Here is a 1,741-nt window from a genome sequence, read left to right as displayed (position 1 = left end):
CCAGTTGCAGCAGGTGATGATGAACCTGCTGCAGAACGGCTTTGACGCCGTGGGCCAGCACGCGGCACCGCGCATCTGGGTGAGCATCGACCAGGCCGATGGCATGGCACGCGTGGTGCTGCGCGACAACGGCCCGGGCATTCCGCCCGAGCACCTGCTGCGCATCTTCGATCCCTTCTTCACCACCAAACCGGTGGGCAAGGGCACGGGCCTGGGCCTGTCGATCAGCTACGGCATCGTGGAGCAGCACGGCGGACGGCTGAGCGCCCGCAACGCGGAATCCGATGCCGAGCGTGGCGGTGCCGAGTTTGTGCTGGAGCTGCCGCTGGCACCTCAGGCGTAGCTGTCGGCCATTGCGTCCAGCGGCACGGGTTTCATCTTTCCTGCCTGTCCCGCGCTGCCAAACGCTTCGAAGCGTTCTCGGCACACGCCGCGCGCGGCCTTCTTGGCGGCCAGCAGCGCCTTGCGCGGATCGAACTCGCTGCGTTCCTTCGCGAAGGTCTGGCGCATGGCGCCGGTCATGGCCAGGCGGATATCGGTGTCGATGTTCACCTTGCGCACGCCGTTCTGGATGCCACGCCGGATCTCTTCCACCGGCACGCCGTAGGTTTCCTTGATGTCGCCACCGTGCTCGCGGATGATGGCCAGCCACTCCTGCGGCACGCTGGAGCTGCCGTGCATCACCAAATGCGTGTTCGGCACCTTGGCGTGGATGGCTGCAATGCGGTCGATGGCGAGAATGTCGCCGGTGGGCTGGCGCGTGAACTTGTAGGCGCCGTGACTGGTGCCGATGGCGATCGCCAGTGCGTCCACGCCGGTGCGGCGCACGAAGTCCTCGGCCTGGTCGGGATCGGTCAGCATCATGTCGTGCGTAAGTTTGCCCACCGCGCCCACGCCGTCTTCTTCACCCGCCTCGCCGGTTTCCAGCGAACCCAGGCAACCGAGTTCACCCTCCACCGACACGCCCACGGCATGCGCCATGTCGCAGACGCGGCGTGTCACCGCGAGGTTGTAGTCGTAGGTGGCCGGCGTCTTGCCGTCCTCGCGCAGCGAGCCGTCCATCATCACGCTGGTGAAGCCGGAGCGGATCGACTGCATGCACACCGCCGGCGTGGCGCCGTGGTCCTGGTGCAGCACCACGGGCAGGTCGGGGTGGGCCTCCACCGCCGCCAGCACCATGTGGCGCAGGTAGGCCTCGCCCGCGTACTTGCGCGCGCCGGCCGAGGCCTGCAGGATCACCGGGCTGTCGGTCTCCTGCGCGGCTTCCATGATGGCGAGGATCTGTTCAAGGTTGTTGACGTTGAAGGCGGGCACGCCGTAGCCATGTTCGGCTGCGTGATCGAGCACCTGTCGGAGGGAAACGAGCGCCATGGGAATCTCCTGTGGATTGAAAAAGAAAAGGGGGCATCAGGACGAACGGCGTTCGAGGATTTCGAACGCCGGCAGCGTCTTGCCTTCGAGCACTTCGAGGAAAGCGCCGCCGCCGGTGGAGATGTAGCCCACGTCCTTCTCGATGCCGTACTTGGCAATCGCGGCCAGCGTGTCGCCACCACCGGCGATGCTGAAGGCGCTGCTGTCGGCAATAGCCTGCGCAATCGCCTTGGTGCCACCTTCGAACGCGGCGAACTCGAACACGCCCACCGGGCCGTTCCAGACGATGGTGCCGGCCTGCTTGAGCTGTGCCGCCAGCTTGGCCGCGGTCTCGGGGCCGATGTCCAGGATCAGGTCGTCGTCGGCCACG

3 protein-coding genes are annotated in these 1,741 nt (G+C 66.5%); 1 reads left to right on the top strand and 2 read right to left on the bottom strand.

What is annotated here, in order from left to right:
• The coding region (locus DBR23_RS05375) for a sensor histidine kinase (RefSeq protein ID WP_233250290.1) at positions 1–343 on the top strand (343 nt) is incomplete at its 5' end.
• On the opposite strand, the gene fba is transcribed toward DBR23_RS05375, so the two are convergent.
• On the bottom strand, positions 334–1,371 hold the full coding sequence (gene fba, locus DBR23_RS05370) for a class II fructose-bisphosphate aldolase (protein ID WP_026436953.1): 1,038 nt from the start codon (positions 1,369–1,371) through the stop codon (positions 334–336). The genes DBR23_RS05375 and fba overlap by 10 nt on opposite strands.
• Before the next feature lie 36 nt (positions 1,372–1,407).
• Positions 1,408–1,741: phosphoglycerate kinase (gene pgk / locus DBR23_RS05365; RefSeq protein ID WP_108497549.1), on the bottom strand; the 334-nt coding region annotated here is incomplete at its 5' end.

It is taken from the genome of Acidovorax sp. HMWF018 (assembly GCF_003061035.1).
Classification (GTDB): Bacteria; Pseudomonadota; Gammaproteobacteria; order Burkholderiales; family Burkholderiaceae_C; genus Acidovorax; species Acidovorax delafieldii.
This window is presented reverse-complemented; position numbering and strand designations above follow the sequence as displayed.

Bases quoted from the DNA above. Each gene is read 5' to 3' on its own strand.
- fba (WP_026436953.1), bottom strand. From the start codon at position 1,371: ATGGCGCTCGTTTCCCTCCGACAGGTGCTCGATCACGCAGCCGAACAT.